The organism is Alistipes finegoldii DSM 17242, assembly GCF_000265365.1.
GTDB classification, from domain to species: Bacteria; Bacteroidota; Bacteroidia; order Bacteroidales; family Rikenellaceae; genus Alistipes; species Alistipes finegoldii.
The window spans coordinates 2462013-2488075 of the sequence record NC_018011.1 but is presented as its reverse complement, the minus strand read 5'-3'; the positions used below and the strand labels follow the sequence as shown (position 1 = coordinate 2488075).

Genomic DNA, 26063 nt, shown 5'->3' with positions numbered 1-26063 from the left:
CGTACATCAAAAATTCATCAACAAACAGCAACCTTGTTGATTACGCTATTTAGGCTAACAGGGATAGAATATATTTTAGTCATTGCCGAGAGACATGAGTATCTGTTTTCCGGCCTCGATATTCCATCTTTTCAAGTAACACTGCCAGCAACCATTTCCGTAGGAATACCGATAACCTACATGTTGTAGCTTTTGGCGAATTTCTTCTGCAGGTTTCTTCACGAAGAATATTTGGAAGCGGTTTTCCTGGGGATTCTCGACAACGCGGATTCCGTTCACTTCGTATGTCTTCTCTTCTTGGGATTTGAGTCTTTTGACTCTTTCGAGGCGTTTTTTTGCATTGCGGATAGTCGCACTGTTGTTTGTCAGATAGCACGCAGCATAGCCGATGTCATTACATACATCGGGGACGATTAGACCTTGAGCCGCTTTTTCCGTCATTCCGGTTTCAATGAGCTTGGCGATCTTTTCTTCCTCCGTGAGTTTCTTGTCCCTCACGATTTTGTTCCGATCTTTCATCGCCTGTTGCAATTTTTCGAGCCGTGCGATCTTTTCCTCCAGCCGTTCTACGGAGTCTTCGTCTTCGGTATAGATCGCATTGTTGTTTTCTGCGGCCTCTGCTTTTTTGCGATAATATTCTGCTTTCTCGCTTTCCTGAACTGATTTCCCCATAGCATTCCAGCTTTTGTCCAAATCCCTGCGATGTCTTTTCTCAGAATGGTGTCCTACCAGAATCGGTTGGCCCATAGGGATACATTTCACGATACTGTTCGAATGTTCGAACGCTTCGATCGACTTTGTTTCCGCTTTACGAGCCAGTTCGTTGTAGCGGTCAATTCTGTTTTGTTTTCTTTCGCTTCTTGTTGACATAATTGTATTTTTTAGGTAAATATGAAAAGCACGGCCATTTTGACCGTGCCTGTGTTATCTTATTTAAAAAAGAGTCACATCGAAAAGGGATAGGAACGGGGCCTGCTTTTTGGCTACACCGACAAAAGGTTCGATGAGTTTGGCTGGATTCTGGGGATGCTTCCCATATGTCGCGATTATCCTTTTGCGCCTCCATTGTAAGTCCGCTTTAAATGACCATTGAAAAAGCGTTGATAATTTTTAACATCAGCCTTGAAAAGCGCATACGCTTGTTTCATATTACTGGCACAATAAACAACATCCGTAGCTCGTCCCATTGAGTCGTAAACTCGGTAGGTGTTTGACTGTTCGTTCATGTTTTATTTTTGTTATATGTTTTTCACCACTCCGCCGCGGTCGATTGCCACATTTCACCAGAATTAGGGTTGATGCGAATACAACAAAGCCGCCCTTGGGCGGCTTCTTTATAAATGTCTGCAGTTATTATTTGTCAAGATACTGTTTGAGCGAATCTGAAAGTTCTTCGTCCTCATCGAATCCCCATTCGGTAATGTCTATATGGTCTTTTCCGCGGAAATCAAGGGGTCTATCTACTATGAGCGAGCCAAAGTAATTTACCGTTGCCGATGGTTCGATAGTGCTGGGGACAGAATCATCGTCGTCAGAGTGCCTTACTCCATAAGCAATGAGGCCCTTCGGCAAAACAGCATCTTTTAAGCGATATTCAGAAAAAAGACCGTAAATATCACCTGCCTCGGTTTCTAAATAAATTGCTTTAAGGTCTAAATTGGAAATAGTTTCGTTTGACATGATTTTTACATTTTGTAATGAATTTTTTATATAATAATGGCTAAAGATAATCGATTTTTAAACTTGGTGTTCATTTAGTCGGAAAAAATCAAGATAATTCATTGTGTGTTATGGAGGACCATATCCCGATGCGGGGACAATGCAGATCGATTCGCAGGTTCCCGACTTATCGCTACACTAACTGGCATAACTATTCCTCCTCTTCTTTGATTGATTTGACATTGTATTCGCGGGCCCATATTTCTACGGCATTCCATAGCATATCGGCGTCGACTTCGACATGCCCAGCGATTTTAGACAGGATGCCGGCATCCTCGTCGGTCACGTCATAACCATGCTCCCGCATAGATTCAACAGTAAGAGATGCAGAGGTGACCTCGAAAAAAAGGCCATTCTCGCGTATCTGCTTTTTGAGATTGCCGATGATGGCTCGTTGTTCAGGCGTGGCAGTTCCGAGCGTAGCTTCCAATTCGGTCACACCTGCCATAAGTTGCATACTTGTGATATTCATGTATAGTGGTATTTGCGGTTTGATAAATTCGGGGTTACAGGTTAATATATATCAGGAAGTTTAGTTTGCCCGGGCAACTGATCTCCCGCCCAAACATGGCTTTGTGGTCAACTCAGCGATAATGCGGTGGCGAAATATTCCGTGCAATCGAAATCTACCCCTAAGTTTGAGCAGGCAGCTTCAAGATCGTCATAGCGCAGTTCGCCCGTGTCACGTAGTTCCCGGAGGTTCTGTATTTCCGAATCGAGGTATCTTTGTGCCTTGCATTTACCGCAATGGCATGCCGAGCAGATATTTTCTATGAGTTTATCCATAGTAATTACATCTTTGATTAAAGGGCGGTTTAAATATTCTTGTCTTGTCATAATGATGTAGTTTTAATTGTTATGCAACCTTCTGATTACCCCATGAGATATAGAAATTACCGTCTTTATCCCGTTCTCGTTTGAGCAGGTTTTCAATCAGGTTTGTTGATACGTCGAATTCGTCGAAGATTTCGGATTCCTCCATGATTTCGCCGACTTTAATGAATTCATTGAGCCGCTCTTTAGTCAGGATCAGGGCGATGAGATTTTGTTCGATGGATTCATCGTAGCAGACATAGTGTACGCGCGTCTTATTTCTGGAATCCATGCGGATGAAGCGGAAGTAGAATTGCTCCATCTTGGGGATATTCCATTGCAGGGATTCGAGTATCACGTCATCGCAGGATGGAATATTGGTCGAACTTTTGAGAGCTTGTTGTGTACATACGAGAATACCGTCTGCTGTTTCTTCAAACTGGGCAATAATCTTTTGGCGGCGCTCGAAACTTATTTCTCCGTGAATTGTGAACAGCGGTCTTTCCGGAAACATGAGTCCCAGATAATCGGTATACATATTCATTGCTTCGATTGTCGTGCAGCCGACAGCAACTTTTGTTGGAATCTCTGTTTTTATCAGGTTAGCGATGTAGCGAGTTTTTCTGGGGAAAGGTTCCCCATCGTAACCGGCTAATGTGTTGGGTGTGGAGCATGCGCGAATCATTAGCATGATTTGACGGACTAAGCGCAATGCTGCATCTTTCTTCGCATCGCCGGTGCTTGTGAAATAGAAGGAGCATATTTCGCAAAATTCTTTCAGTATCTTGGCGTATACTGCCTTCTCTCCCGGTCCGGGGATTACGGCATGATGCCTGATCTCATATTTGTCGGCCGCAAACTCTTTGAATTTCCGGGTCAGGATTGTTTTCTTAATCAACTCGGCGAGTTCATATTTGTTGTAAATATCCTGATTCCGTTTCTCAATTCCGAAGACGGTGACTTTTCCCGGACAGAAACAGTTTTTGAAGAGGCGGGCTCCTTCTCGTGGCGGGAACGGTTTTCCGACGTTGGTGTTATCTTCGCAGAAAATGTCATGCGTGATCCGATCCTCGATATACACTTTCTTGCACCAGCACATGAAGTTCACGGAGTTGTTATAGAGTATTTCGAACTGTCCGTAGAGTTCGGCTACGTTGTTGCGGGTCGTCGTGCCGGTGGCGAGTAATTTGTATTTGCAGCGGCGGAATACATCGAGCGAGTTGCGTGTACGCTGCGTTTCGTCGTTGGTGATTTCGTCTGACTCGTCGAAGATCAGGCAGACTTTGCGGGAAATCCCTCGCATGAATAGTTTCACCGACCTTTTGTTTTTTTCGAGCATGGTGGTCGAAATGAGAATGAACATACCGGGGCGAATCTTTTTGAAATCCTCTTCGCATGTCAGGATTACAAACCGTTTCTTGTGTTTGATAAGAAACGGTTTCCATGTCATTTTAATCGCAATCGCCGGGGCCAGTACGACGCTGTTGCGTATGCGGCCCAGAGATCGCAGGTATTTGCCGTAATAGTACGCTACGGCGGTTTTTCCTGATCCCTGCTGCCAGTTCAAGAGTGAATAGCGTCTTTGGAAAATCAGGTTCATATCATGTTGCTGCAGGTCGTTGAACTGGCAAACTTCCATGTAGTTGTTGAAGAAGCGCAACCCCGCGATATGCTTGGCAAGAGCTTTGTTGGGTTCCACATCGAGTATAGGTGTGCTGTGTCGCAGGTATTGGCGATGTTTGCGGTGGATTACCCGCATGGCCTGTGCATACTGTGCCGCCGCGTTTGGGGACATGTCCTTTACGGGTGTGGGCAGCCCGCCGTCGTTCAAGGTTAGCTGGTATATGGGGGCCTCTTTGCATTCGACATTATCCAGCATGTGCGGGGCGTATGCTTTGAGTTTGTATGTGTAGTTGGTCTTCACGAGTGCCACTTCTTTGCGTGGCACTACATATTGCCGCCGGATGTAACGATAGATTACTGCCAACACCTTGGCATGGGTGAGTTTCTTTTTTTGAAATTCGTCGTATTGGGTCCGGGTGTAGTTCTGGGGAGGTTTCTGATTGCGGAATTTCGTTACAAGCGCCAGCGCCTTTTCATATTTTCCCTGCATATGAGGATGTGCTTTGAGTTCATACAGATATTTTTTGAGTTTCACTTGAAATGCAAGGTCTTCGGAATAGAGCAGTTCGTTTGTTTCGCGCAGCAATTTGAGTTTTAGCGGTTGTCGGAGCTTCCGAAAGTCCGCAACGCGCTGTTTCAGGCATTCCATAGATACAAATTCATCATCCTTGTATGAATTTCTCTCGATATGTTCCGTTCTGCGAGTGAAAACCATGATTTTGGTAGCGAAGTTTTCAACATCCAATGAACTGAAGGTCGATACAGGGAGTTGTGTTTGCCCGATGAATGAGAATCTTCGATCAATAGCCCCGATCTGCGACTTGTCCCAGAATTCACTTTTCATAAAGGTCATGGGCACGACGAGAATGAATATTCCGGCAGGATTGAGTGCGTTGTATGCTTTTTCACAGAAGTAAAACTGCGACGGCTCCCTGTCAAAATCGAGGTTGTAAGGCGGGTTTCCAAGGATAATATCGAAGCGCTGATCGGGGTCGAAACACCGGATGTCCTGAGTTTGGATGTTGGCGTCGGGATAGAGATATTTGGCCACTTTCACGGCGTTGGGATCGATGTCGAAACCGTAGGCATTGTAGGGATTGGGCAGATAGTTGAAGAAGTTGCCCATGCCGCAGCACATATCCAGAATGCTTTCTGTTGCTTCGGGAGCTGCTATTTCGACAATCTGGCGGCAAAGGTCGTGAGGCGTGAAGAACTGCCCCATCTCGAATTCTTTCTTGGCTTGAGAATAGTCGTTATAATTTCCGAAATTGGCTTGTTTGAGGCCGTGCAAACCTCCGAGGCCGGTATAGCAGTTGAAGATCGTTTCCCGGGGTATTTCCCCTTTATTCTTGTCAATGGCTTTCAGGATTCTCTTGTTGTAATCTTCCCGCTTTTCCTTGGGGATCGTCTGATTCTTGATCTGATAACTCATATGTCAATGGTTTGCGAGTGAATAGAGGCGCAGGAAGTGGAAGCACTCTGCGGCGGCTGTGGGTGTTGAGAAACGGACATCGATACGGCCGTTTACATAGAACCTGATGGCCTCGATTTTGTCCATTTTCATGTCGTACCACTTTCCGACCTGTACGTTGTATTGGTTGAATTCCGGGATGGAGCCGATATTACCTTGTATACTTTGGGTAGCATAGAGGACCAAACCCGCGCATATATTGTTTACAAACGTATCTGTGCCGTAAGCAATCTGGTATCGTCCTATGCTGCGTTGGTAGTCGTCCATCTCCACGATGTCGTAGAAGAGGATTTTATTATCCCGTAATTCGGGTGCTGTGCCACGCTCTCGGCGTTTTGAAGCGAATAACGAGCGGATGATGATTTCCTCTTCGGCCTTCTCGCGGAACGTTTGTCCGTTCAGGCGGCTGATGATGTGATCCACATATAACTTGTAATCGGGAAGGAAGCCCACAGAGATCGTATCCTCACAGTCGGGACGCAGGATGGAGAATCTGTATTTTTCCTCAAAATACCTCATAATAACACTACCGAAGAAATAACAGGCGCGTCGATAGTTATCGGCAATATTGTTGATGATTTTGAAGGGATAGAAATAGTATTCCTTGAATTCATTTTGTTCTTGTTCGTCTTGTCTGACGAGGAGGCTGATTTCTACAGATCCGGACGGAGAGTACGAAATGGCAAATTGATCAGAGTACTTTTCCGCTTCGGACCGGAATCGGTCATGCCATGTTTTCAGATGGCGTAGCGCGGCATGACATTGGGCTTGCATTCGTTCGCAATAAGCCTTATCATCCATTGGGATTTCCGGCTCCTGATCGACCTCGATTTGGTCGAATACAGCGAGCATATCGCTGTTGTCTGGTGTTTTGTCTTGCATGATGTGAGGAATTATAGGGAAACAAAATCGGCGGCAAGCATTTGCCTGTCGCCGCGTACATATGGTATTAATGGTGTTACTTTTCGGGAATCTTTTCCAAACGGTTTTTAGCTCGGCTGATTTCCTCATAAGCCTTGTTGATGGCGAGGTCTTCGCCCGGAGTGAATTTTTCCCGTTGCAGGAGTTTGGTTATGATCGCCATCAACTGTCCGCACAGGAATGCGACAAACTGAAGGTTCGTTTGTGCTACTTGCTGTTGTTTGCTGTTATCCATCTTCGTAAAGTGTTAGTGGGTATTCAATGCTGAGGGATGTCCTGCGAATGTAAAATGGCGATAAGTTCTTCGCGCCATATTTCGGCGATGTCTTGATCCTCCATATCGAGGTGCGAGCCGGGCGGCATGTGGAGTTTTATCTTTGTAAACTGCTCGGCCAGTTCTGCAATCTGCTGCATCCGGTCATTTCCGATCTCCCGGACTTGAAGCGACGACGGAAGTTCTTCGAGCATGCGCCGTGTCAGGTGGGTGGACTGGCTGTAGAACCGGGTGTCGAGCAGCAGGATTTCGGACAGCTCTTTCATTATATGGAAAACATGCCCTGTGACAGCATGAGGGTCGTATTCATCGGGTTTGGTTCTGTTTTGTTCAAAGACCAGTTCTTCCCAGCTCTTTTTTTCCTCCTGCCACATGTAATCGAGTAGTATGCTGAGCAAATGGACCGGGACCGGGACTATTGGGATTTTGTCCGCGGATACCGATGATTCCTTTGGCCGGGGAAACGCGGGCAGGTTTTCATTGGGAATTTCAAACCCGGTGTAGGGATTGAAGATTCCGATGTGCAGTAGGGGCTCGGATTCTATAGCAAACATACCGCGGCCACAGTCGTAGAAGAGTTCCATAGCTACAGGTGTTGTTGCGGCGTTGTGACGGGCTTCCCCTTCTGAAAGACCGCTCAGCATGAGTTCTTCGACACGACGTTTGAATGCTTGGGGAGTCTCTTTTTCGGAGAGAGATATTTTGAAGAAGTCACCTTCCTCTTCGTGTACTGTTAATTCAGCGTTTTCCATGTATTTAGGATTTTGCGGTTATTTTGTCTTTGGAGGTGGATGCACGGCATTTGCGATGGCATGGGGATTCGATCAGCACCCCGTTCTCAACCATTTTCTGATAGATTTCCTCCACGAATTTCTCCGCAAGGAGTCCAAATTTATAACCCTGTTCTGCACGTAATGTACGGATCTTTATGGTGCGTCCAATGTCGTACATCATGTCTTTACTTTTGTAGAGATTACGGCGTTTGGTCCTGAATATTCCGATCAGCACCAGATGGACAAATCCATTAAAAAACTGATGATAGTATTTCATTTCCTGTTCCGGGGTGATGTCGTAGATTTCATGGATCGTTTCTGATGACGTAAGAATGAATGTTTGAGACGCTGAGAGGTTCTGCCTTATCGTCTCAATCGAGCTGGCGTCGCAAAGGCCCATGATATGTGTGGGATGGCAGTAAAGATTTGTGTGGCCCTTTGTTGCGGATAAGCTGTATTCTGGAGTTTTCCTTGTGATTTCAAATCCGAGGTCTGAGAATATCTTTCGGATTTCCGTTTCAAAGAGTTGATTCTTGTACTGTGCAATCCCCTCCGGACCGTATCCGGATTCGATATAAAACCTTACGAGTTTCAGGCGCGATCGTTCCCGTATCCGGGGCGTGTCGATCATGGCGGGCATGACGATCTTCCGGCCCCATTGGATACGAATATCAATATCTTCAATTTTCATCGACGGACCGATATTGAAAAAACGGAACATATCGCTGAAGCGACACGCCTGATAGATGGGATTACCCGTTTTCCGCTGGAAAATCCGATAGGAGTATTTCGGGTCATGGTCTGCCTGTTCGATTTCGGCGCTGAATTCGAGCTGCAGCAATACGATCATATCTTTAGTTTCCTGTGTCATAGTCGTTGATAGGTTTAAATATGGGGCAGGTGGCATTCCCGCACGGTATCTGCGATCTTCCTGCACATCTCGTAGCTGGCGCGGTTGCGGTCGTCGATACAAACGTTATCCGGTTCGGCCATATAGAGTATGATACTTTGGATCAGACGGAAGAACGTCTGCTGTGTCGTGTGATGTTCCACGCTCAGGGCAGCAAGGAAGTTATCCGTATGAAAGCCATAAGAATTCAACTCGGATAAAAGGCTTTCCATAGCGATGAATTCCTTGCTATTCTTTCTCAGTTCGATGTCGTAGTGTTTAAACTTTTTATTCATAATGGAATACTATTAAGCCTGCGGATTCCACGTTTCTTTGGAGGCCGCAGGCTGTATGTGAATATCGATGTGTGGAATTACTGTTTTACGCGGTCCATCAGTTCTCCGGCTATTTCCGCAAAATCCCGGGTGCGGGCAGAGTTCTGGTTCCGGCCGTAAGCCGTGAGTGCCTGTGTAAGGTTCAGCAGCGACGGGCTTCCCTGCAGTCCGTCTTCGGGATTGTGGTCCATGAGTATTTTCTGGATGGCCACTTCCTCGTTCTTGAGGATTTTGTTGTTCTTCACCAGTTTCTTCAATTCGGCTTCGAAATCTACCGCCGTATCTCCGGCCCTCTCTATCTCCAGCGCTTTTTTACGGATAATATCCTTGTTGTAGAGTTGTCGGGTAGCATCTCTTACCGTGAGGAGGACCGTTTTCGTGTCCTGCCGGTAAGTTTCCTCCGAGAGCTGCAGGTCTTCGGGGAGTCGGCCTCCCAAGTGGACTTGTTTGAGGGTGCGTTCGCGGACCATGCCGTTGAGACAGACGCCGTTGAGCAGGAATGTCCGCAAGTCGAGCGATCCGTCGCCGTAGTCGGAGGTGGAGAACCGCACTCCCATGTAAATAATCACCGTACCGTTCAGGCGGGTCGGGATGCAGATGGGTTCGGGAAGAATTGTCTCGATCCATACTTTCGTGTCGGTCATCAGGGCGTCGCAAGCCACGGCTCCTTCATTAAGAGCGGTTTTCATAAATGCGGTGAGGATAATTTCGCTGTTGAGTCTTCGGTAGCTGTCGGAAAGCACGCCCCGCACCTGATCGCCTACGGTCCGGATCATCACCCGTGTTCGGGGTGTCCAGCCCGAAGTTTTGTTCAGGATTTCAGCCGCAAGCTGTCGCTGCCATGCGCTTCCTTCTGAAAGCTCTCGGAGGTATTTCGAGGGGATGTCCATTTTCTCGGCGAGCTGACGCACGGCGTTGTTATGCAGTGTGAACGGCTCTCCGCGTTTGCGCATCATAAGTTTGTCATCCCCTTCGAAGGAGATGATCGGATTCTCGCACGTTCCGCGTTGTTCGACACCGATCGGGACGATGAAATCCCTTGAGATTTCAGCTTCCCGGAGCAGTCTTTCGACGGTCTGCATTACAACCGGCTGGTGGTTGTCGATCATGCGATGAACTTTGTTGGTTACGACTTCGTTGAGTCCTTCTTGATATTTGAATTGATCCATAATAATAGCCCTTTCTTTCTGCCGGGCCGGCAGGGGTTTGAGATTACTATTTGATAAGTCCGAGGTTGCGAGCTTCCTCTTTGGTGAACACCTTATAGGTTGAGCGGCGGTATCGGCCGCGGGAAATTCTACGTTCCCGGCTGAACTCTATTTCTTCATCCGTTGCAGCTTCCTGTATGTTATCCTGATAAGGGCCGAGGCCATATCCCAACAAAGGATCTTCGTCCATGCTTCGTGCTGCATGGTCGCGTAAACGCTCTTCCGGCGTTTTATAAGGTTCATCCCAGTCTTCGTCCCAGCGATTAGAATCCCATCCGTTTTTCATGGTTATAATTTTTAATGAAACAATAAGTACAGAACAGCGATCGGCACAACGATGGGAGCAAGTACTCCCAACACCCGCAGGAAGAATCGGATGATACAATTCAAGATGATAAGCCATCCTACTATTCGAAGCAGGGTTTGCCAGTATAATACTGCTATAATTGCTATAATCAGCAACAAGATTATTTTGATATATTTATACATAATCATAAGATTTATAATATTTTAATATTATTTCCCCAGGAAGCATGTCTTCTGGTTTGTGCACGTCTTTTAAAGCACGGGGAAGAGCCACGCGCAAGGTTTTCGGCAAAAAAATGCACCCCTGCGGTGCATTTTTTTTGTCGAAATTCATATAACCTTGCGCGTCGCGGCCCGTGCTTTATTTTTGTGCACGAAACCAGAGGACATGCGGACCCCCTCTCTCCCTTCTCCCTTATATTTTACGACCGTCCGGAAACTCACGACCGTCCGGAAACTCACGACCGTCCGAAACCCGACGACGGCCGGTCTTTTTTCGGTATAAACTCACCTCAACGACAGCGAGAACCGCTATCAGTCCCGATGTGCCCTATAGTATAACAGAGGATTGAATTTTCCACCCTTTTTCTGATAGTACATTCCGATATTTTTTGTAACTTGTATTCAAATCCAAATACAAAAACAATGGAAACCCTACCTGATTATTATGCAAAAATTGACAGCCCGGAATTTGAAGGGATAACAAGCGATGATGTTCTTGCATTGCTACCACATCTTGATTCCAGCCACCCGGACTATAATACCGCGGCCCGAGAGTGTATGGCTTTTTGCATCCGCAAATCGTTCGATAATAAGGACGATCCTGCCATGGGAACGGTTTTCGGGTTATCTTGGATGAGAGCCGGCACAAGTCGAAATGCGGCCGGAGAAGAAATAGACATCTATGAGCCTGATGTGAGGAATTTGAAACCGGATGATTTCGAATACTACGAAGATCGCTATAAGGCATGCCACAGCCTCTTTCCTAAAACGGAGTACGGTCTGTTGGTGTATTTTGGGCATGCTACTCCTTATTCCAAAAGGAACGATTTCAAGTCCGAATTAGGGCTTAAATTATCCGAGTTGGCGAAAATATACTGGGATAAATCTTTAGAGGGCGGAGAACACAACCACAATTTCCAGCATTATTTTAGGATTCTGACATTAGCCTTCAATATTTTCCAGCGAGCGAAGCTCACGGCAGAACTCGATGTGTTGTGTGCGGAAATCATCGACCACCATGATAGCTGGGATATTCACCGAGGAGATTCACTCCGGGGAATGCTTGATCTTTCAGGTTTGATGGCCGATAATTATTCCTTATTCAAGGACAAGGTGGATTTCAACCATGTAGTAGAGAAAAACTTGAGTGCGGCGCATGAACTCGAAAAAACATATACTTGGGGAGCAATATACATCGTAGATCGCTGTATAAAGATTAGAACCAAGCAGAATGCCGATTCTAAGGACCTGATTTACTATAAAGCTCAGCTTTATGAGAAAATGGCAGGTGAAAGAGACGAGGAATTTGTATGTCTCACGTTCATCGAGAAAGCCTTACGGTTATATAAAATTGCGCAATCTGCGGAGAAAGTTGCACAAATGGAAGCCGCTTACATGGCTACGCGGAGTCAGATCACGCTAAATACCCAATTTTTCAAAGAATTCCCGCCTGAATATTTAAAATACGTCACGAAAATGATAAATGAAATAATTGCGACATCCGACGAGAACGGTATCCTTTCGGAACTCACCGACGCGAGTTGGTTTACAGATATAGCGCAAATTAAAGCCCAAGCGGAAGTAAACCAGCGAGGAAGCCTCGTACCTTTTTTAGCGACTACGGTAATAAAAGATAAGTTCGGGAATACTGTGGATCAATATATTACCGATGAGGAAATTAAGGAGATGTTTTTCTGGGAGGAGTATGGGTTTGCACACCAGATAGGCATGCGAAACCTGCATCAATTTATCCTTGAAGTCTATAAAGCCGGCAAATTATCTTATGACTCTTTGCTGAGGTATCTTGAAAACACCTGGTTTAATGTTCCAGTTCCTCGCACCTATAATGGACAGCATATTGAGGTCCGGGTTTTGGATGTGTTGCGCCCCGGTTTAAAGCTATTCTTCAGCGAATTGGAAGCAACCATGAAGGAATCGGATAATTATGAATTCGACTATATTACTGTCACCGACACCTTAACTCTTAAAATCGAATCCATATTACGTCTGTACTGCGAAAGAATAGGTATTCCCACCATGAAGCCCCGAGAAAAAGCCGGCGTACAATTAATGATGGAAAAACTATTGGATGATCTCTTGAGCGATTTAAAAGATACCCCGGAGAGGGCGACCGGGTTCAGGGAAGAAGATAGGTTATTACTGAAGTATGTACTGACTTTAAAAGGACACAACCTGCGGAACCGGGTTGCTCATGGATTAATGGAGGCATGGGAATACAATTATTTCCCTAACATAGTAATCCTCTTAGTGATCCTGTTACGGTTGAGTAATTATTTCAAATAACTTTTCCTTGAATTGGCTAATAATGAAAAGGCAGCGAATCGCTGCCTTTTTTATTTACGGTCAGGGAAATAATCAACGACATCTACGGTCCTCTCCCCTGTGACAGCTTTTTATTCTTCGAGATTGGAGTTGCAGCATACGGTTAAATTCGTATTTTACATTTTCAGTTTCGGATAGGCTGATAGTTCGGGTGTGTCATCGGGATTGGAGATGAGATGTTCTTGTGTTTCGGCCCGTGCGGGTTCCCGGCGGTAATGCAGGTCCTTAAAGTCTTTTTTGAGAATTCTGCCCGCAAGTTCCCGCACCCACTTACCGATCTCTTCGGTTCGGGGTGTGCCTTGGGCGGCATCCAGCTCTTGCATCATGGAACAGAAGCGGTCCTGATGGGAAAACTCATTGATATTATCTTTCGGCAACTCCCTTGTGTGGGTGCAAATTCCCTCATGCAAGTACGCCAGACACATGAAATCATGGACGCGGGTATTGGTTTGAAGATAGGAAAGGTCGTTTTGGGTCATTATTTTTCGTTGGTTGCTGAGTGTAGGCCGCATGTCGAACCAGTGTTCGGTGATGCAGATCAGTGCGGGGTCTTTGCAGAAGATGACTTTCGGCAGTTTGGAGGGCAAATATTTATGTATTTCCATTTTGCTTATCTCCTTGCCGATGGTCGGGGGATTTCCCAGCGGGTATACGGTAACAATTTCCAAACTATTGCAAGGCCGTTGTTTATTGAAAAAGTTGTTGCCGTAATAGTGCAGGAAGTTACGGATGCCTTCTTGTCCGTTGGCGTTCTGCGAGAAAAGGTGGAGTCCTCGATCGGTGCGGATTCCTTGGAAAAGATTCAATTTCACGTCGCTGTTCCGGGTGTGTTCATTAACCATTACATCGTATCTGAAATCTTGTGCAATTATCTCGTGCCTGTTTTCCGGTGCAAGGGCGTCGAGGTCCTGTTTTCGGCAGAAGAATACGTCGATCATGGGCACTCCGCTCTTTATAACCGCAACTTTCCGTGAAAGGGCTTGTATGACTTTTGGCAGCAGGTCAGTCGAACTGAGTTCAGGTATATCCTTCTTGTGTTTGTAATCGACGTGCAGGAACCAGTATCCGGGGACTGTGCGGGGATCGTCCCCGATATGTTGAATATCGGAGTTGATGAAGGCCGGGAAATCCTTTTCGGGGTCTGAGGTAATTCGGGCATGTATTGCCGTTTTATAGGGTGTCAGGGTCAGCAGCAGACTCGCTGGTTCATTTGCTTTAATGTGTTGCACCATAGCTGTGACAATTTGGATTCTATATTTTCAGTTTCGGACTCGTTGATTGTTCGGGTGTGTCGTCGGGAAGATATTCTTGGGTTTGTACGGGTTCCCGGCAGCAAATTTTGTCGGGGTATTTTTCATTGATAAGCCGGTTGGCAAAGTCCTTGATTTCTTTTTGGATTATTCTCAGTTGGGTATTGTCTTTACACTTGCCATATTTTAAAAACAAGTCGAGGAAATCGGTTCCGAATGCAGTGTTGTCGGGCCATTCGGGGAAAAGACTTGCCAGATGGTGAGAATAGCCATCACGAATTTGAGCCAGGCATAAAAATTCAAAATTCGGGGTGGAGGTTTTCATGGGGTCAATCCCGTTCTTCGTGCAGAATATGGAGTAGTTCTGCATCGTCGGATGCATATCGAATTTTGAGGTTGTAATTTCCACCAGCGATTTGTCATGGCAGAAATAGTTCTGGGGAAGATGCAGTGGCGTTGTCTCCAAATTGTTGTTTTCTCCGAAAAGATTGCCGCAGGGAGCCGGCATTTCTCCGATCGCCTTGATATAAATGACTTCAAGCCGGTCCGTAGCATGTTCACGACAGAAAAAATGTTTTTCATAATAATGAAGGCAAGCATTCATTGCCTTCATTCCTTTTCTGTCCGGAGAGAAAACATGTACACCCCGGTCCGTTCGGATTCCCATTAAGGAATGCTCATGCATATATTGGGTTTTTGAGGAGATCATCAATAAGAAATAGCCTTCGGTTTTTACGATGTTGGCATATTTGTTTTCCTCCAAAAGCGGGTTGATATGTTTTAGGTAGCAGTAATAGGCATCCATCAAAGAAATTACGTGCATGATTTTCCCCTTCTGCTGTTCAAGTTCCGATCTGATAATACCTTCAATTTTCGAGGTCGCTCTTTCCACTTTACGGCGATTCTCGAAATTGATTTGCACGAGCCATATATCAGGAATAGCACATGAACTGTCATCAAATTTCTGCACCTGTTCAGTGAGGTATTGCCTGAATCCCTCTTCGTCGGAATCCGAGATGTAGACATTTTTAATCTCGTTTTCGGGTAAAAGCGAAAGATACAGGCTGCAGGGATTACTTTGTTTATCCATAACGGTTTGTTGTTTGTTAGATTTTCATCTTGGGTTTATTGCTGTTCTCTTGGAAATCCTCCGTTTCGGGCGTTTGAATCTGCTGGAGTTGTTCTTCGATTTTCTCCGGTTCCCGGCAATAGCGGAAGTCGGCGAATTCTTCCGTGAGGATCTTCGCGGCCAGTTTCTTGATTCGGGAGCTGACATTCTCTCTTTCGATGTTGTCGTCACAATCATCCAGTTCTTCGAGCAGATCATCGAATCGGTTCTCTAATGAAAAGGATTCATACCATTCGCCTTCGATCATATCGGGTCGTTGAATATCTCCTTCGCAGATACCGATCAGGCAGCAATAATCGTATACGTCGGTTGAACTTGAAATATCGGAAATTTCATTTTCATGCGAGAAGCTCCAATAGTTGCTGACCGTGGGGAGCATATCGATTTTCTTCTCGGTAAGTTCCAGCATGGTCACGCCTTTACAGAAGAAGTCGTCGGGCAAATCGAGGGGCGCTGTGTTCCAATCTACCGTATCTGCAAAAGGATTCAAAATACCTTGAGGTATCTGGTCGATAGGCCGCACGGTGATGAGATCGAAGCGGTCTGTTCCTCTTTTTGTCGAGAAGAAATGCCCTTCGTAATAACTCAAACAGTTCTCGATGGCGTGGTCCCCGGTTTCATCGGAAGTGAAAACATGCACGCCGCGGTCTGTGCGTATTGCCCGGAAATCGTCCGTATACGCATAAACACCAATCCTTTTCGCTATTTTTTCGTGCGCACCCTCGTAGGATAGCGGGTCGAAACCATGAAGGCTGCAAAAATCGAGATCATGTACGAGGAAGGCTTTATGCTCTTTTATACCATATAGCTGGGGGTTGCGCAGAAGTTTCTGCAGGGTTTCATATTGGTCCATTATCGCAATGTCCGGGATGCGGGATTTATCTGTGAAAACCATTTTCAACACCCAGATATCCTTCATTGCATAGAAGTCATTCTTGAATTTTGCGATGATGGCATCGAAATAATCCCGGAGTTTATCATCCGAGTGGGTGCAATGCCGTACACGTTCAATTTTGTTATCCTTTGTGAGGGTAAGAAGGACGCAATCCTGTTCTTTGGGGCTATTCATGGCTAAATTTTAATTTTGGGAGTTGTGGCCTTTTCCTGTTCCGGGGTTTGGTGTTCTGCGATCTTTTGCCAATACAAAGGGAATTCCTCTTTCAGATGCTTCTCGCCATATTCTCGGTAGGCTTTCTCTTGCTCTTCGGACGGCTTGTTGTAGAATTTTTCGCGGATTGCATTGAGGTCCGCTTCATAGGGACATTGCTGATGTTTTTCAGGTGAGAGATGATGAATAGGCTCCCCACATTCACAGAGGTGCAGTAACGATGCAAGGCGGTAATTATCCAACGTTACTTTGATCTCCTTGTAGATATGCATTCCAACGGCAAAGAGTTCATAGTTTTTGCCGGTGGGAGTCATATCGAAACGCTGCTGGCAGAATCCTGTGCGCACGAGTTCGCGCGGGGCAAAGAATTCTTGGGGTATAGGCGTGATAGATTCGCGTTCGATGCTCCGTTTTATGCGCAGATCATAAAACCGGTCTACATGGCTGGCATACGGGTCCATGAATTTGGGTACATGGTATTCATTGAGGAATTCGATGTGAAACTTCGGGTCGAAAAAGTGATCGGTGAGGTATTGCCAATATTTCCGGAATGCGAGTTTCCCGTTCTCGGTTTCACTGAATAACAATACGCCGCGTTCGCTTTCGAGAGCTTTCCAGCAGGGAAACTGGTAATTCCCTTCTTTCACCAACTTGTCGTCGTAGTAATTTGAACTGCTTGTAAAATGGGGATGATTCAGCAACACGTCATGGGAGCCCTGTTCGCTCAGGGGCTCTATGTGCATTTTATGGCAGAAGACGGCATCCCGCAGCCGCACTACATTCGAGGGCCAGATACCCAATGAGTTCGTTACGGGGAGCAACCGCGAGAGATAGTCGCCGTTGTCGGTGTTTGAAAACGGGGGTATGAGACTTTGATCCTTAAACCGGTATTCCATCAACCAGTTGTCGGGAATATCCCGATCCTTGCACAGGCGGTAGGCACTGACCTCTCGTTCGATGAATGAGAACAGCCAGCCGCAATCGAACAACCGCAGGTATTCAACTTTCTGATCCGGATTAATGATTAAGTAGACGGATGCAGGTGTGGGTGTATCGTAATCGGAGAACATGGCGTTGTAGAATTAGAATTTAAGACCTTTGCTCCTGCTTTCATAGAGCCTGTCCAGTTTATCCTGCGCTTGCTGTTGCATTTGGTTTTGCTCTGCCAGGCGGCCGCGTAGGTCGGGGAAATCACGATCGAGCAATTCCTTGGCACGACGTGACACTAATTCCGTGTATTGAGGCGTGCGGTCTTTTACCAGATCACTGAAAGAGGATCTATAGCTGAAAGTTTCAGGCATGCCATTCTGAAATTTATATATAAAATGTCCGGTTTCGGCGATTGCTAATAAGCGCATAATATTGAAATTGCGCTGGGTGCAGCTAAGGCCCGTCCTATTGTTCGGGAACACCAGTTTGTGATAGTTGCTCCATGTCGGAGCCATGTCTAAATGAAAGTATTCCAAACCATTGCCGAGGATTTTTTCTGATTCGAAAATTGCCGGGGCAAGGATCATTTCCTTCTGCCGTTGCGTCAATGACGGCTTGTAAAGCGGACAGAGATCGGCAAAATCCTGCAATTCGGAGTCAAAAGCCGGGAGTTTGGATATGGTGATCTCTGTCTCCGGCATTTGCGGTAAGAAGAAGTTGTCGGCGATGTTCTGCATGAAGCCTTCCAGCAGCCGGGCTCCTTTTGGTGTAGGGGTAAATAAAAGAACTCCCTGACAGGTTTTTACGGCTGTATATGCCCGGAACGGCGGCCGTGCAAGGTTAAGTTCAAAATCCGGATTCCCGTCCCGCGCGAACAGGTCACTAAGTGCAAGTGTGGGAATATCTCGGCAGGATGCGAGGAGCGGTTTGCAATGGATATGCAGATACAATGCTCTGTCCAAAGGAAGAATATGTAAAGGGGTGATCCCTTCCTCTAACAATGCAGGGCGGAGTTTTTGGAAAAAATCTCTGCGGTGCATTCCATCCAAGGATTTTATCCGCGGGATTTGCTCTTCGGAGAAGTGGTAATGAAACATCCAGTTATTCGGAAATAGCGCTTGGTCATGGGCACGCTGCACATTCTCCAGTGCGAACTCTTCGAAACCTTTGTCCCCCAAGTTGCAACGCCGCAGGTGGAGCGTGTCGTAAATTGGGCTTAACATCAGATAAAGGTCGGAATAGCTGTTTTTTTGTGTTTCCATAGTCATGTAATTAGAGTTTGGGCCCTTGGTGAAAATTTTCGGATGGAATCTCGATCATCAGACTTTGTTCGGGGTTTTGGGTGATTTGCCGGCGCTCCGGGAAATCCCTGTCGAGTAATGCCTGAGCCAGATGTTTGGCTTCTTGTTGCAGCGAGTCCATTTTTTTCGGATCGTCGCAGATTACAATTTCATCGGCTAAGTCCTTGAAATTCCCCAGATAGTGACAGACAAAATGCCACTCCGATGATAGTCGTTCCCTTGGGAAACCATTCTGATGTATCTGGTCAAGGATGGCGATGTCGAAGGTATGCGTATGGGGCTGGAGATTGACATTTTCACCACTGAGGAACAACGAGTAATTTTCGGAGGTAGGATGCATGTCATACTCTTTTGCCGGCAGTCCTTCCCGTAGAATATCAGAGTCGATAAGCGGCAGTTGCATCAGATCGCGGAAGGTAAAATCGCGTCCGTGGTAGTTGAAATTAAAGTTCAGGGTCGCACAATGTTCTTCAAGCAGTTTCTTATCGAGGAACGTATGCAGCTCGTATATTTTCATACGATCGATGTTCAGGCTGGGATCGAAATAGTGATCGGCACAGAATTGCATAAAACTTTTGTAAGCATCCTCCCCGGATACGCTTTTCCGGTCATAGAGGAGAACTCCGGAACCAATATCTACAGCCCGGCATGTCGGAAAAATATCGCCGCGTTGTCCGAAGATGGCGAAGTGCGTACTTATTGATTTGTAACCGGGTTGCTGAATGACATTGCGGTGCTGCCCCTCATCGGAAAACATATCGATGCCATAATTATGGCAATAACAGGCATCCCGCAGAGGAATGATGCTGACGGGTTTAATATTCTCGCGGGATGCTATGTCGTGTATACAGCGGAAAAAATTGCTGTGGTTGGCACCCGGAGCCAAAGGCGGCAGTTTGCCGCCATCTTGAAACTCGTAAGCGAACATCCAGTTGTCGGAGAGTGTTTTGTGATTCTTTTCCGGTGTTGGAAAGGACTTATGGATGAATGCGCGGAAATCCTCTTCACAGTATGTTTTATGAAGGATCTGCACGGCATCGGCCGAATAACGAGGATTTACCGAAATGAATACTGTGGAGGGTTGTTCGTTTTTAGGATTCATGGCAATGGATTATGAATTATAAATGTATGCAAGGCCGGTTTTCCGGGATGAGGTTTTCATCGATCGAAACAGCGGGTTCCAGCTCCCTGCCGCGTATTACGAATCCTTCTTGCCGGAGAATTTCTCCGGCAAGGGTCTTGAGCTGCTTTTCTATTTCCATTTTCTCATCAATATAGCTCGTATTATACTGTCGCTCTTTTAAATTCTCGAACCGGTCGATATAACTATAATCGTGATATTCGTCCTTCTCGACAATAATTCCTGTGCTTTCTGCAAAAAGTAGCCAAGCTATTTCGTCACTGCGGTTAAGAGGGTCATTGGGGTATTCACTGAAGAATCTCCAGTAGTTTTCGGGATAAGGGCTAAAATCATGTTCAACAGACTTTTCCCGGATCGGGATTTTTTCCGCTTCGATCGCATTTGCCAACAACAGATGGTCTTTCGAAGAATCATCCACTGTAAATTTATTTGCCTGCCTCGGCATATTGTCTCTGTCAACCCATACTGTTGAGATGGTGAGCCGATCGATGTCCATGCGGGGGTCGAAGAAATGCTTGTTGAGAAGAGCATAGAATGCGGACATCTGTTTAATGCCTGAATCGGTATCTGTAAACAGCCAACTGCTTTGTGGGCTTTCGATAAGCTCACAGTCCAGAAAGTTATTATGCAGAAGTACGTCCCGCACGAGGGGTTTGTTTGTACCGTCATAGAGTTCCGGGATGTTGATTGTATGGGGACTGTCGGGTACGATTCCATAGCGGGATATAAGATGTTGCCGAGGAACTTTAGAAATGAAAAGTCCGATATCATCTCTAAGATATTTATCATACATTATGGATATGTGGTTGTTAGGATGCTTAGACATTTCTCGTATCTGCTTTAGATAGGAATCGTTGTTGTCCGGTGAAATCGGCGGAATCATTTTCGGGTCCTGAAATTCAAAGCTCACGACTCTTCTCTGGAGAATATCGGGCGTTTGGTGCAAAAGAGCGTCCGCGGCTTCATTCCGGCAGTATCTATTGTAGTCCCGGAGTTCATTGCTGATGATCTTGATATGAACGGGCTTGAAGAACTTATCCACTGTGATGCAAAGTCTTGCAGGTTTGGATTTCGGCGCAGGATTCAAGTCCTTTTTAAATTCAGATTCCATTAGCGCTTTATTTTGAAGGTTTTGTTCTGCGGATTGCTCGGAAATCCCAAACTTTCCGTACAAACTACTCCCTTTTCTTTACCCCGAAGCATGGATGTGAAAAATTGATAAAGTTCTTTGAGCGTCATGTCGCCCAAGTCTTTATAGGGCGTTTTATTCGGATCGGTACGTTTGCAGAAAATGGTATAGTTCTCAAAACTCTGGGTGAGGTCGAATTCGCGTATCGAATGCCCTTGTTTGAGGATGGCAGGATCGACATAAGCCTCGTGGAATAAATCATCTTTGCTCTGCGAATTGAGGTTTGAGAGGCAATCTACTTTGTCTTTCAGGTCGAACGGACTGGCAATGATTTCCCAATACCGGAATTTGCCGCCCGGTTGTGACGGATTGAAGAAGTTTAGTTCGAGGTATTTTTCATAGGCTTTGCGTTGTCGCAGACCTTCCGAGGTATTTGTAAACAGCACGACTCCTTTTTCGGTTTCAACAGCCATATAGGAGCGGTATTCAGGTAATGCGACATTCGTTTGCGGGGTATTGTTCCCGAAGCCGTCTGTGGGCAGGGGGTAGTTTTCCTGTTGGCACAACACGCTTTTTTCCGCTTGAGGGGTTAAGGGAACAATGCCGTTTTTGAAGCAATAGATGACATCGGCGGCATTGACCGTATAGCGGCAGCGGGCATTGGAGCGTTCTGCGGCACGTGTTGTTTTCTCGAAGAAAAGTGACATGTCTTTAAGCGCCAAATTGGGAATATCCCGTTTGTCCGGGAATTCGAAATAGGTAAACCAGACATTAGGATCATGTCCTTCTTGGAGAATAAGAGAAACATCGTCGTGAATATGTCGGAGAAAGCCATCTGTTCCCTCTCCTTCCCGACTTGCATGAAGGATGTTGTGGAACCTGTCGTAGGTCAGATATAAGCTGCCGGATTCTTTATCAAAAAGGTCCATTGCGAATGTATTTACTGGTTTTCGATAAAAGGATATATCTCCTGTTCTGTTTCCATGTCCCACGGCGGAATAATGATCGAATCGATGCCGATCTCCGGGCATGGGATTTCTTCGATCGCTTCAACTTCCGCCAGTTTGCAGTGCGTCAGGCTTACCAGAGCCAGAAGCACGATTATGATGCTTATGAGTTTTTTCATGGTTCTTAGTTTTTTAAAAGTTCAGCTATTTCCGGGTCCAGATTTCCACGGAAGAGCATTCGTTCGTCCAATTCGCAGGCTTTCAGGAAATGTTCCCGGCCTTCGGTTTTGCGGCCCAGCCGGGCGCATGCAACGGCTTTGAGGTATTCGGTTGTATGCGAACGCTCCAGTCCGTTCAGCATTTCCAACGCCTGAGCGTCATATCCCAGCGAAAGGAGCGTTATCACGGTGTTGCGGTCCCGATAGTCATTGAGGATATATAGCGCCTTTGCATATTTTCTTTTTTGTAGCAGGTTTATGCCCCGCATATAGGCGGTATCGACTTCTCGGGTGTGTATGGTGTCTTTTACCATCCCGACACGCCGCAGGTCGTAGCGCATCGTCACAGCACGCAATGAGGGATAAACCGATTCTTTGAGGTATTGGTAATCCTGCGGATATAGTTCACGTATTGTCCGCTCCCGGCGGTCGGGATCGGAGTCGGTGTCGATCAACTTCAGTATTTCGGCGCGGTGCTGTAGGTTCTCGTCGCTGCGGATACGGGTTGTCAGCTCGTGCCAGTCTTCTGCGATCCACCGTATCTGCATAAGTGTATCGACTTGGGGGCCGATACATTTGCGCAGGTAGCCTTTGAGGGCATGGGCTCTGCCCTGCGCCAAAGTGCTGTTGCGGGCATAACGGCCTTCTGGGGAGGCCGAAGCGGTCAGCACGATGCTGTCCACGAAAAATTCCCGCTGGCCGATCAACCCGGCCATACGTGTCCTGATCTTGTCAAGTTCGGCGGCGTTCCGGCCGAGGGAGTCGAGAACGTGCGTATCGTTCAGGCGGAATTGGATGTAGTTTCTGTCTTGAACCGTGGCGTATTTTTCGATTATTTTGATTTTATAGCGGGTGGTTGTATCGGCAAAGGATAGCATTGATGACACATGGTAGGTCAGCGTATCGGAAGGGGGCAGTTTGTAGTAACTCTCGTCGAGTGCCATAACCCAGCCCTGTAAGGTGACAAGCATCGTTTTCGAGGTTTCATCCGTAGGTACTTCCTGCGAATAGTAGTATGAGATATGCCCCGGATGTTGAACGATGCTGTCCAGTCGTGAGCCTTCGCTGTAGGGATATTTTACAAAGCGGGCGAAAGCTCTTTCGGCTCCGATTTCCGAGGGGTTGAATACGTGCAGGTATTTGTTGTATTGCCAATAATCGCGGTCCTGAACACGGGAGAACAGTCCTCCGCGGATGGTAATGTCTTGCAGGGGATGTGCTTCTCCGTATTTATGCAGATAGGGAATTACCGCGATGCTGCGGCATGTACCCTGTAATTGCCGGGGCATGTCAATTACAAAGTCGATTGTAACTTTCCCCAGTCGTTCCGGGAGCGTTCGGGTTGTGGCGCGGATCGTCACCTCCTGTATCTGCATCGCCATGATGCGTTCGCCGTTCTCCTGCACCTCTGTCGGCACGAGGTAAAATCGGTTACTATCGCGCTCGATCTTCAACGCGGGTGGCTGGTAGGTCTGCTGCTCGCGTTCGTACTGTTCGCGGCTGACGTGCAGCACGTCCGCGCGGTATTGGCGACGTTCCAGATGCCCGGTTATCGAACAGCCGCAAAGCAACGCGGCCAAGCATACGGCAATAGTTTTCATTATCCTTTTCATTTTCTACTGCAATTTATATTCGACCAATCCGTTATCCGATGTGCGCTTAAATTCTGCGGTGTAGGATGCCACCGTGAACGTTGCATAACTCCCTAATCCGCTCAATGATACAGACCCTTTTCCTGTCGTGTGGTCGGCTTCGATCTTCACCGTTACGATATACTGCTTCTTTGTCACGGTCCCGCCGAAAGAATATATATCCGCATTGGCAGTCACTTTCACGGTCAGGTCGTCCACTACGGGCTGCGAAGATTCCACGGTAACATAGAGCAGACCCGATGATGTGCTGAATGTCGGTTTGAGGTCGGCGGTGGCCTTAATACCCATTACCGATGTGATGATCTCCGCGCTGTGGCCGTCGGCGTCCGTGACGGTAATTTTCAGGGGATTGGGACCGACCATATTCGGTTTTACACGCAACGTATAACTGCCGTTCCCGTATTGGGTGAATGTTGTCAGAGGAACGTCGGAACCATAGCGACCATAGTACACGGACGGAACACCTTCCACTTTTACGGTGTAGTTCCCGGAGTAACCGGGTTGTGACACGGTATAGTCGATATATGCCCGGTCATAAACCGTCAGTTCATTTCCCTGCTGGGTATAGGTTATCGTCAGCTCCGGGTTCTTGAATCCTGTTGTCAGCACGCGCTCCATGCTGAATCCGTATTTGTCCGTAACCGTCAGGCGGAGCCGCACGTCGCCCGGCTCTGCCTGCGTATAGCTGATGTCAGCCGTTACGGTTCCGTTGCCCGAAAAGAGCGGATAAGGTGTGTCGGGGTTCCGTTCCACACCGTCGATGGCGACTATCCCCGTCCCGGCGTCGATATGATAGGACAAGTAATAGACATTTTCGGTGTCGTTCGTGGATGTAAGCCGCAGTTCGGTTGTTGCAAGTTCCCCCGGCGCATGGTTCCCGGCAAATGGCGTGACGGTGAGTTCTGCCGTCGATACCCGCCAGTCCACGGTGTTCATGCCGAGGATGCGGGCGTCGATGTTGTAAACCCGGTTGCGGCCGACATTAAAATCCGTCGTGTTGTTCGCGCCGAGGTAAATGCGGTACACAACCTGCGTTCCGTCGGCTTCGCCCGCTATGGCTATGTAGGTGGCATGTTCCGGAGCGCGGGTTTGGTCTTTCTGCTGCTGGTAACCGATACCTGCAACCTCTCCCTGCCTGTTCTCCAATAAATAGTAGGTTGCGGCATAGGTCGTGGCCGACGTTTCTATGGGCGGCATGTCGGCAACGGCTTCGCTGCTCTCGGCGCGGCTGGAGCCGAAAAGAGTAGCAGAACGGGGAACGCTGCGAAGCTGTATAAACTTCACGCGGAAAGACTTTGCGAAATCCGCGGCCACGGTGTAGCTGAAATTGACCTTTGCCACGGCGCGAATGAGCGATACGGCGATCTGCGTGTCACCGCGCACGGTGACGGACTGCTGCGCGGACATGGGAAAGGGAGCATCCGCGAGGACCGCAGGATCCCGTTCGACGTGCAGCGTACGAACGAAATCCTGCGTCCGCTCGCCTGCGTCGTGTCCGAGGTTGGCAATGGCATACAGCGTGTAGTCGCCTTTGGGCAGTTCCAGTACGACGGGGCGCACCGGAGCAATATAGAGGTGTCGGGCCGGGTCGCCGTTCGCAGGAAACAAGTACAGGTTAATGTCGTCAATGCGGGTGTCGTCCGTCGCGGCGCGTGTCGGGGACATGGCCCCGCAGCGGAATGTCATTGCAAGCTGCTGTTTGGCCTGCGTCGCCGGATTAAGCTCTATGTCCGCATCCGAGCAGGCGCAGCAAAAAAGCATCATGCAGACGACGGTATAAATAAGTTTTTTCATGCTGCTTTTAGAATAAGTAGTTAAAACTGATCTCTGCCCGCGAGGGGCCTACAACCCACCGCTTGTAGTGGTGTATGAAGATGGATTCGTATTCGGGCGGGATGCGGTCGCGGCGGGTGTCTTTCATGTAAAAGACCCCGATGCCGATTTCGGCCGTGACGTTCCAACGCTTCGAGAGCAGCCAAGCATAACCATAGCTGAATCCCAGCCCGGCCATTCCGCCTTTGTAGTAGCGTCGGGAACCGCCGTACAGGTAATTTCCATAGGTTAGCTGGCTGCCGATGAAATGGCCCACGAACGCTTCGTAAAGCCAGCGTTTCGTGCCGATCTGCGCGGCATACAGCCGACAACTGAACGAATCGGAGTTTACGGGATTCCAGTAGGCGGAAAGGTCTAACGTCCACTTGTCCGCGACGGCGGCATCCACTCCTACGTTCACCGTTGCGGTGAGTGCGGCCAACGCGTTTACTTTGGCGCTGAAAAACTGCGCTGCGGCCAACTGGGGTTTGCCCCAAAAAGCCAGCAGGCAAAGCGATAAAATGATGATGTGTCTTTTCTTCATGGCTT

Annotated in this window: 26 protein-coding genes; 1 reads left to right on the top strand and 25 read right to left on the bottom strand. The window is 47.3% G+C overall.

Translation table 11 applies throughout. The features are described 5' to 3' along the window. Positions 1 to 75: 75 nt before the first annotated feature. The 13 genes from ALFI_RS10825 to ALFI_RS10770 all read right to left on the bottom strand — a co-directional run bounded on the left by ALFI_RS10825 (position 76) and on the right by ALFI_RS10770 (position 10312). The gene (locus ALFI_RS10825; protein ID WP_014775843.1) at positions 76 to 870 is read right to left on the bottom strand and encodes a DUF3560 domain-containing protein; all 795 of its coding nucleotides are present in this window, start codon (positions 868 to 870) and stop codon (positions 76 to 78) included. Between the two features lie 176 nt (positions 871 to 1046). Continuing rightward, complete coding sequence (locus ALFI_RS10820; protein ID WP_042493610.1) at positions 1047 to 1226, bottom strand: hypothetical protein; 180 nt, start codon at positions 1224 to 1226, stop codon at positions 1047 to 1049. Positions 1227 to 1353: 127 nt separating this feature from the next. After that, positions 1354 to 1680 carry an LPD28 domain-containing protein gene (locus ALFI_RS10815; RefSeq protein ID WP_014775842.1) on the bottom strand — a complete coding sequence of 109 codons (327 nt, stop codon included), beginning with the start codon at positions 1678 to 1680 and terminating at the stop codon, positions 1354 to 1356. 190 nt (positions 1681 to 1870) lie between these two features. Beyond that, complete coding sequence (locus ALFI_RS10810; RefSeq protein WP_014775841.1) at positions 1871 to 2191, bottom strand: hypothetical protein; 321 nt, start codon at positions 2189 to 2191, stop codon at positions 1871 to 1873. A gap of 107 nt (positions 2192 to 2298) precedes the next feature. Further along, positions 2299 to 2556, bottom strand: coding sequence for a hypothetical protein (locus tag ALFI_RS16630; protein ID WP_014775840.1), 258 nt, complete (start codon positions 2554 to 2556; stop codon positions 2299 to 2301). Positions 2557 to 2575: 19 nt separating this feature from the next. Then, a complete protein-coding gene (locus ALFI_RS10805) occupies positions 2576 to 5587 on the bottom strand; it encodes a helicase-related protein (RefSeq protein WP_014775839.1) in 3012 nt (1003 codons plus the stop codon). Positions 5588 to 5590: 3 nt separating this feature from the next. Beyond that, complete coding sequence (locus ALFI_RS10800; RefSeq protein WP_147344310.1) at positions 5591 to 6508, bottom strand: hypothetical protein; 918 nt, start codon at positions 6506 to 6508, stop codon at positions 5591 to 5593. Between the two features lie 76 nt (positions 6509 to 6584). Beyond that, positions 6585 to 6782: a hypothetical protein gene (locus ALFI_RS10795; protein WP_014775837.1), complete on the bottom strand. Its 198-nt coding sequence runs from the start codon at positions 6780 to 6782 to the stop codon at positions 6585 to 6587. 23 nt (positions 6783 to 6805) lie between these two features. Further along, the gene (locus ALFI_RS16220) at positions 6806 to 7573 is read right to left on the bottom strand and encodes a hypothetical protein (protein ID WP_014775836.1); all 768 of its coding nucleotides are present in this window, start codon (positions 7571 to 7573) and stop codon (positions 6806 to 6808) included. Positions 7574 to 7577: 4 nt separating this feature from the next. Continuing rightward, positions 7578 to 8465: a hypothetical protein gene (locus ALFI_RS10785; protein ID WP_118406773.1), complete on the bottom strand. Its 888-nt coding sequence runs from the start codon at positions 8463 to 8465 to the stop codon at positions 7578 to 7580. A 14-nt stretch (positions 8466 to 8479) separates the two neighbouring features. Next, positions 8480 to 8779, bottom strand: coding sequence for a hypothetical protein (locus tag ALFI_RS10780; RefSeq protein WP_014775834.1), 300 nt, complete (start codon positions 8777 to 8779; stop codon positions 8480 to 8482). A 77-nt stretch (positions 8780 to 8856) separates the two neighbouring features. Then, positions 8857 to 9987 (bottom strand): hypothetical protein, encoded by a 1131-nt coding sequence (locus ALFI_RS10775; protein WP_014775833.1) that lies wholly within the window; start codon positions 9985 to 9987, stop codon positions 8857 to 8859. Positions 9988 to 10033: 46 nt separating this feature from the next. Then, a complete protein-coding gene (locus ALFI_RS10770) occupies positions 10034 to 10312 on the bottom strand; it encodes a hypothetical protein (RefSeq protein WP_014775832.1) in 279 nt (92 codons plus the stop codon). Between the two features lie 665 nt (positions 10313 to 10977). On the opposite strand from ALFI_RS10770, the gene ALFI_RS10760 reads away from it, so the two are divergent. Continuing rightward, positions 10978 to 12858 (top strand): DUF4209 domain-containing protein, encoded by a 1881-nt coding sequence (locus ALFI_RS10760; RefSeq protein ID WP_022043425.1) that lies wholly within the window; start codon positions 10978 to 10980, stop codon positions 12856 to 12858. Positions 12859 to 13013: 155 nt separating this feature from the next. On the opposite strand, the gene ALFI_RS10755 is transcribed toward ALFI_RS10760, so the two are convergent. Genes ALFI_RS10755 through ALFI_RS10695 form a run of 12 tightly spaced genes read right to left on the bottom strand, consistent with a single transcriptional unit; the run spans position 13014 to position 26058 of the window. Further along, positions 13014 to 14129, bottom strand: a complete 1116-nt coding sequence (locus ALFI_RS10755; RefSeq protein WP_014775829.1) for a DUF6047 family protein — start codon at positions 14127 to 14129, stop codon at positions 13014 to 13016. A 19-nt stretch (positions 14130 to 14148) separates the two neighbouring features. Next, positions 14149 to 15237, bottom strand: coding sequence for a DUF6047 family protein (locus ALFI_RS10750; protein ID WP_014775828.1), 1089 nt, complete (start codon positions 15235 to 15237; stop codon positions 14149 to 14151). A 16-nt stretch (positions 15238 to 15253) separates the two neighbouring features. Continuing rightward, positions 15254 to 16345 carry a DUF6047 family protein gene (locus ALFI_RS10745; RefSeq protein WP_014775827.1) on the bottom strand — a complete coding sequence of 364 codons (1092 nt, stop codon included), beginning with the start codon at positions 16343 to 16345 and terminating at the stop codon, positions 15254 to 15256. A gap of 2 nt (positions 16346 to 16347) precedes the next feature. Beyond that, on the bottom strand, positions 16348 to 17454 hold the full coding sequence (locus ALFI_RS10740) for a DUF6047 family protein (RefSeq protein ID WP_014775826.1): 1107 nt from the start codon (positions 17452 to 17454) through the stop codon (positions 16348 to 16350). 12 nt (positions 17455 to 17466) lie between these two features. After that, positions 17467 to 18576 carry a DUF6047 family protein gene (locus ALFI_RS10735; RefSeq protein WP_147344311.1) on the bottom strand — a complete coding sequence of 370 codons (1110 nt, stop codon included), beginning with the start codon at positions 18574 to 18576 and terminating at the stop codon, positions 17467 to 17469. 10 nt (positions 18577 to 18586) lie between these two features. Then, the gene (locus ALFI_RS16960; protein ID WP_014775824.1) at positions 18587 to 19717 is read right to left on the bottom strand and encodes a DUF6047 family protein; all 1131 of its coding nucleotides are present in this window, start codon (positions 19715 to 19717) and stop codon (positions 18587 to 18589) included. A 16-nt stretch (positions 19718 to 19733) separates the two neighbouring features. Then, positions 19734 to 20867 carry a DUF6047 family protein gene (locus ALFI_RS10720; protein ID WP_014775823.1) on the bottom strand — a complete coding sequence of 378 codons (1134 nt, stop codon included), beginning with the start codon at positions 20865 to 20867 and terminating at the stop codon, positions 19734 to 19736. After that, positions 20867 to 21814, bottom strand: a complete 948-nt coding sequence (locus tag ALFI_RS10715; RefSeq protein WP_014775822.1) for a DUF6047 family protein — start codon at positions 21812 to 21814, stop codon at positions 20867 to 20869. The genes ALFI_RS10720 and ALFI_RS10715 overlap by 1 nt, the downstream gene beginning before the upstream one ends. 11 nt (positions 21815 to 21825) lie before the next feature. Continuing rightward, positions 21826 to 22011 carry a hypothetical protein gene (locus ALFI_RS10710; RefSeq protein WP_014775821.1) on the bottom strand — a complete coding sequence of 62 codons (186 nt, stop codon included), beginning with the start codon at positions 22009 to 22011 and terminating at the stop codon, positions 21826 to 21828. A gap of 5 nt (positions 22012 to 22016) precedes the next feature. After that, positions 22017 to 23651 carry a hypothetical protein gene (locus ALFI_RS10705; protein WP_014775820.1) on the bottom strand — a complete coding sequence of 545 codons (1635 nt, stop codon included), beginning with the start codon at positions 23649 to 23651 and terminating at the stop codon, positions 22017 to 22019. A 15-nt stretch (positions 23652 to 23666) separates the two neighbouring features. Continuing rightward, entirely contained in the window at positions 23667 to 25496 is a 1830-nt protein-coding gene (locus ALFI_RS10700; RefSeq protein ID WP_014775819.1) for a DUF4906 domain-containing protein, read from the bottom strand. A 7-nt stretch (positions 25497 to 25503) separates the two neighbouring features. Beyond that, complete coding sequence (locus ALFI_RS10695; protein ID WP_014775818.1) at positions 25504 to 26058, bottom strand: DUF3575 domain-containing protein; 555 nt, start codon at positions 26056 to 26058, stop codon at positions 25504 to 25506. Positions 26059 to 26063 lie beyond the last annotated feature (5 nt).

Excerpts from the sequence above, each read along its gene's own strand:
- ALFI_RS10825 (WP_014775843.1), bottom strand. The coding sequence starts at position 870 with ATGTCAACAAGAAGCGAAAGAAAACAAAACAGAATTGACCGCTACAAC.
- ALFI_RS10820 (WP_042493610.1), bottom strand. The coding sequence starts at position 1,226 with ATGAACGAACAGTCAAACACCTACCGAGTTTACGACTCAATGGGACGA.
- ALFI_RS10815 (WP_014775842.1), bottom strand. The coding sequence starts at position 1,680 with ATGTCAAACGAAACTATTTCCAATTTAGACCTTAAAGCAATTTATTTA.
- ALFI_RS10810 (WP_014775841.1), bottom strand. The coding sequence starts at position 2,191 with ATGAATATCACAAGTATGCAACTTATGGCAGGTGTGACCGAATTGGAA.
- ALFI_RS16630 (WP_014775840.1), bottom strand. The coding sequence starts at position 2,556 with ATGACAAGACAAGAATATTTAAACCGCCCTTTAATCAAAGATGTAATT.
- ALFI_RS10805 (WP_014775839.1), bottom strand. The coding sequence starts at position 5,587 with ATGAGTTATCAGATCAAGAATCAGACGATCCCCAAGGAAAAGCGGGAA.
- ALFI_RS10800 (WP_147344310.1), bottom strand. The coding sequence starts at position 6,508 with ATGCAAGACAAAACACCAGACAACAGCGATATGCTCGCTGTATTCGAC.
- ALFI_RS10795 (WP_014775837.1), bottom strand. The coding sequence starts at position 6,782 with ATGGATAACAGCAAACAACAGCAAGTAGCACAAACGAACCTTCAGTTT.
- ALFI_RS16220 (WP_014775836.1), bottom strand. The coding sequence starts at position 7,573 with ATGGAAAACGCTGAATTAACAGTACACGAAGAGGAAGGTGACTTCTTC.
- ALFI_RS10785 (WP_118406773.1), bottom strand. The coding sequence starts at position 8,465 with ATGACACAGGAAACTAAAGATATGATCGTATTGCTGCAGCTCGAATTC.
- ALFI_RS10780 (WP_014775834.1), bottom strand. The coding sequence starts at position 8,779 with ATGAATAAAAAGTTTAAACACTACGACATCGAACTGAGAAAGAATAGC.
- ALFI_RS10775 (WP_014775833.1), bottom strand. The coding sequence starts at position 9,987 with ATGGATCAATTCAAATATCAAGAAGGACTCAACGAAGTCGTAACCAAC.
- ALFI_RS10770 (WP_014775832.1), bottom strand. The coding sequence starts at position 10,312 with ATGAAAAACGGATGGGATTCTAATCGCTGGGACGAAGACTGGGATGAA.
- ALFI_RS10760 (WP_022043425.1), top strand. The coding sequence starts at position 10,978 with ATGGAAACCCTACCTGATTATTATGCAAAAATTGACAGCCCGGAATTT.
- ALFI_RS10755 (WP_014775829.1), bottom strand. The coding sequence starts at position 14,129 with ATGGTGCAACACATTAAAGCAAATGAACCAGCGAGTCTGCTGCTGACC.
- ALFI_RS10750 (WP_014775828.1), bottom strand. The coding sequence starts at position 15,237 with ATGGATAAACAAAGTAATCCCTGCAGCCTGTATCTTTCGCTTTTACCC.
- ALFI_RS10745 (WP_014775827.1), bottom strand. The coding sequence starts at position 16,345 with ATGAATAGCCCCAAAGAACAGGATTGCGTCCTTCTTACCCTCACAAAG.
- ALFI_RS10740 (WP_014775826.1), bottom strand. The coding sequence starts at position 17,454 with ATGTTCTCCGATTACGATACACCCACACCTGCATCCGTCTACTTAATC.
- ALFI_RS10735 (WP_147344311.1), bottom strand. The coding sequence starts at position 18,576 with ATGGAAACACAAAAAAACAGCTATTCCGACCTTTATCTGATGTTAAGC.
- ALFI_RS16960 (WP_014775824.1), bottom strand. The coding sequence starts at position 19,717 with ATGAATCCTAAAAACGAACAACCCTCCACAGTATTCATTTCGGTAAAT.
- ALFI_RS10720 (WP_014775823.1), bottom strand. The coding sequence starts at position 20,867 with ATGGAATCTGAATTTAAAAAGGACTTGAATCCTGCGCCGAAATCCAAA.
- ALFI_RS10715 (WP_014775822.1), bottom strand. The coding sequence starts at position 21,814 with ATGGACCTTTTTGATAAAGAATCCGGCAGCTTATATCTGACCTACGAC.
- ALFI_RS10710 (WP_014775821.1), bottom strand. The coding sequence starts at position 22,011 with ATGAAAAAACTCATAAGCATCATAATCGTGCTTCTGGCTCTGGTAAGC.
- ALFI_RS10705 (WP_014775820.1), bottom strand. The coding sequence starts at position 23,651 with ATGAAAACTATTGCCGTATGCTTGGCCGCGTTGCTTTGCGGCTGTTCG.
- ALFI_RS10700 (WP_014775819.1), bottom strand. The coding sequence starts at position 25,496 with ATGAAAAAACTTATTTATACCGTCGTCTGCATGATGCTTTTTTGCTGC.
- ALFI_RS10695 (WP_014775818.1), bottom strand. The coding sequence starts at position 26,058 with ATGAAGAAAAGACACATCATCATTTTATCGCTTTGCCTGCTGGCTTTT.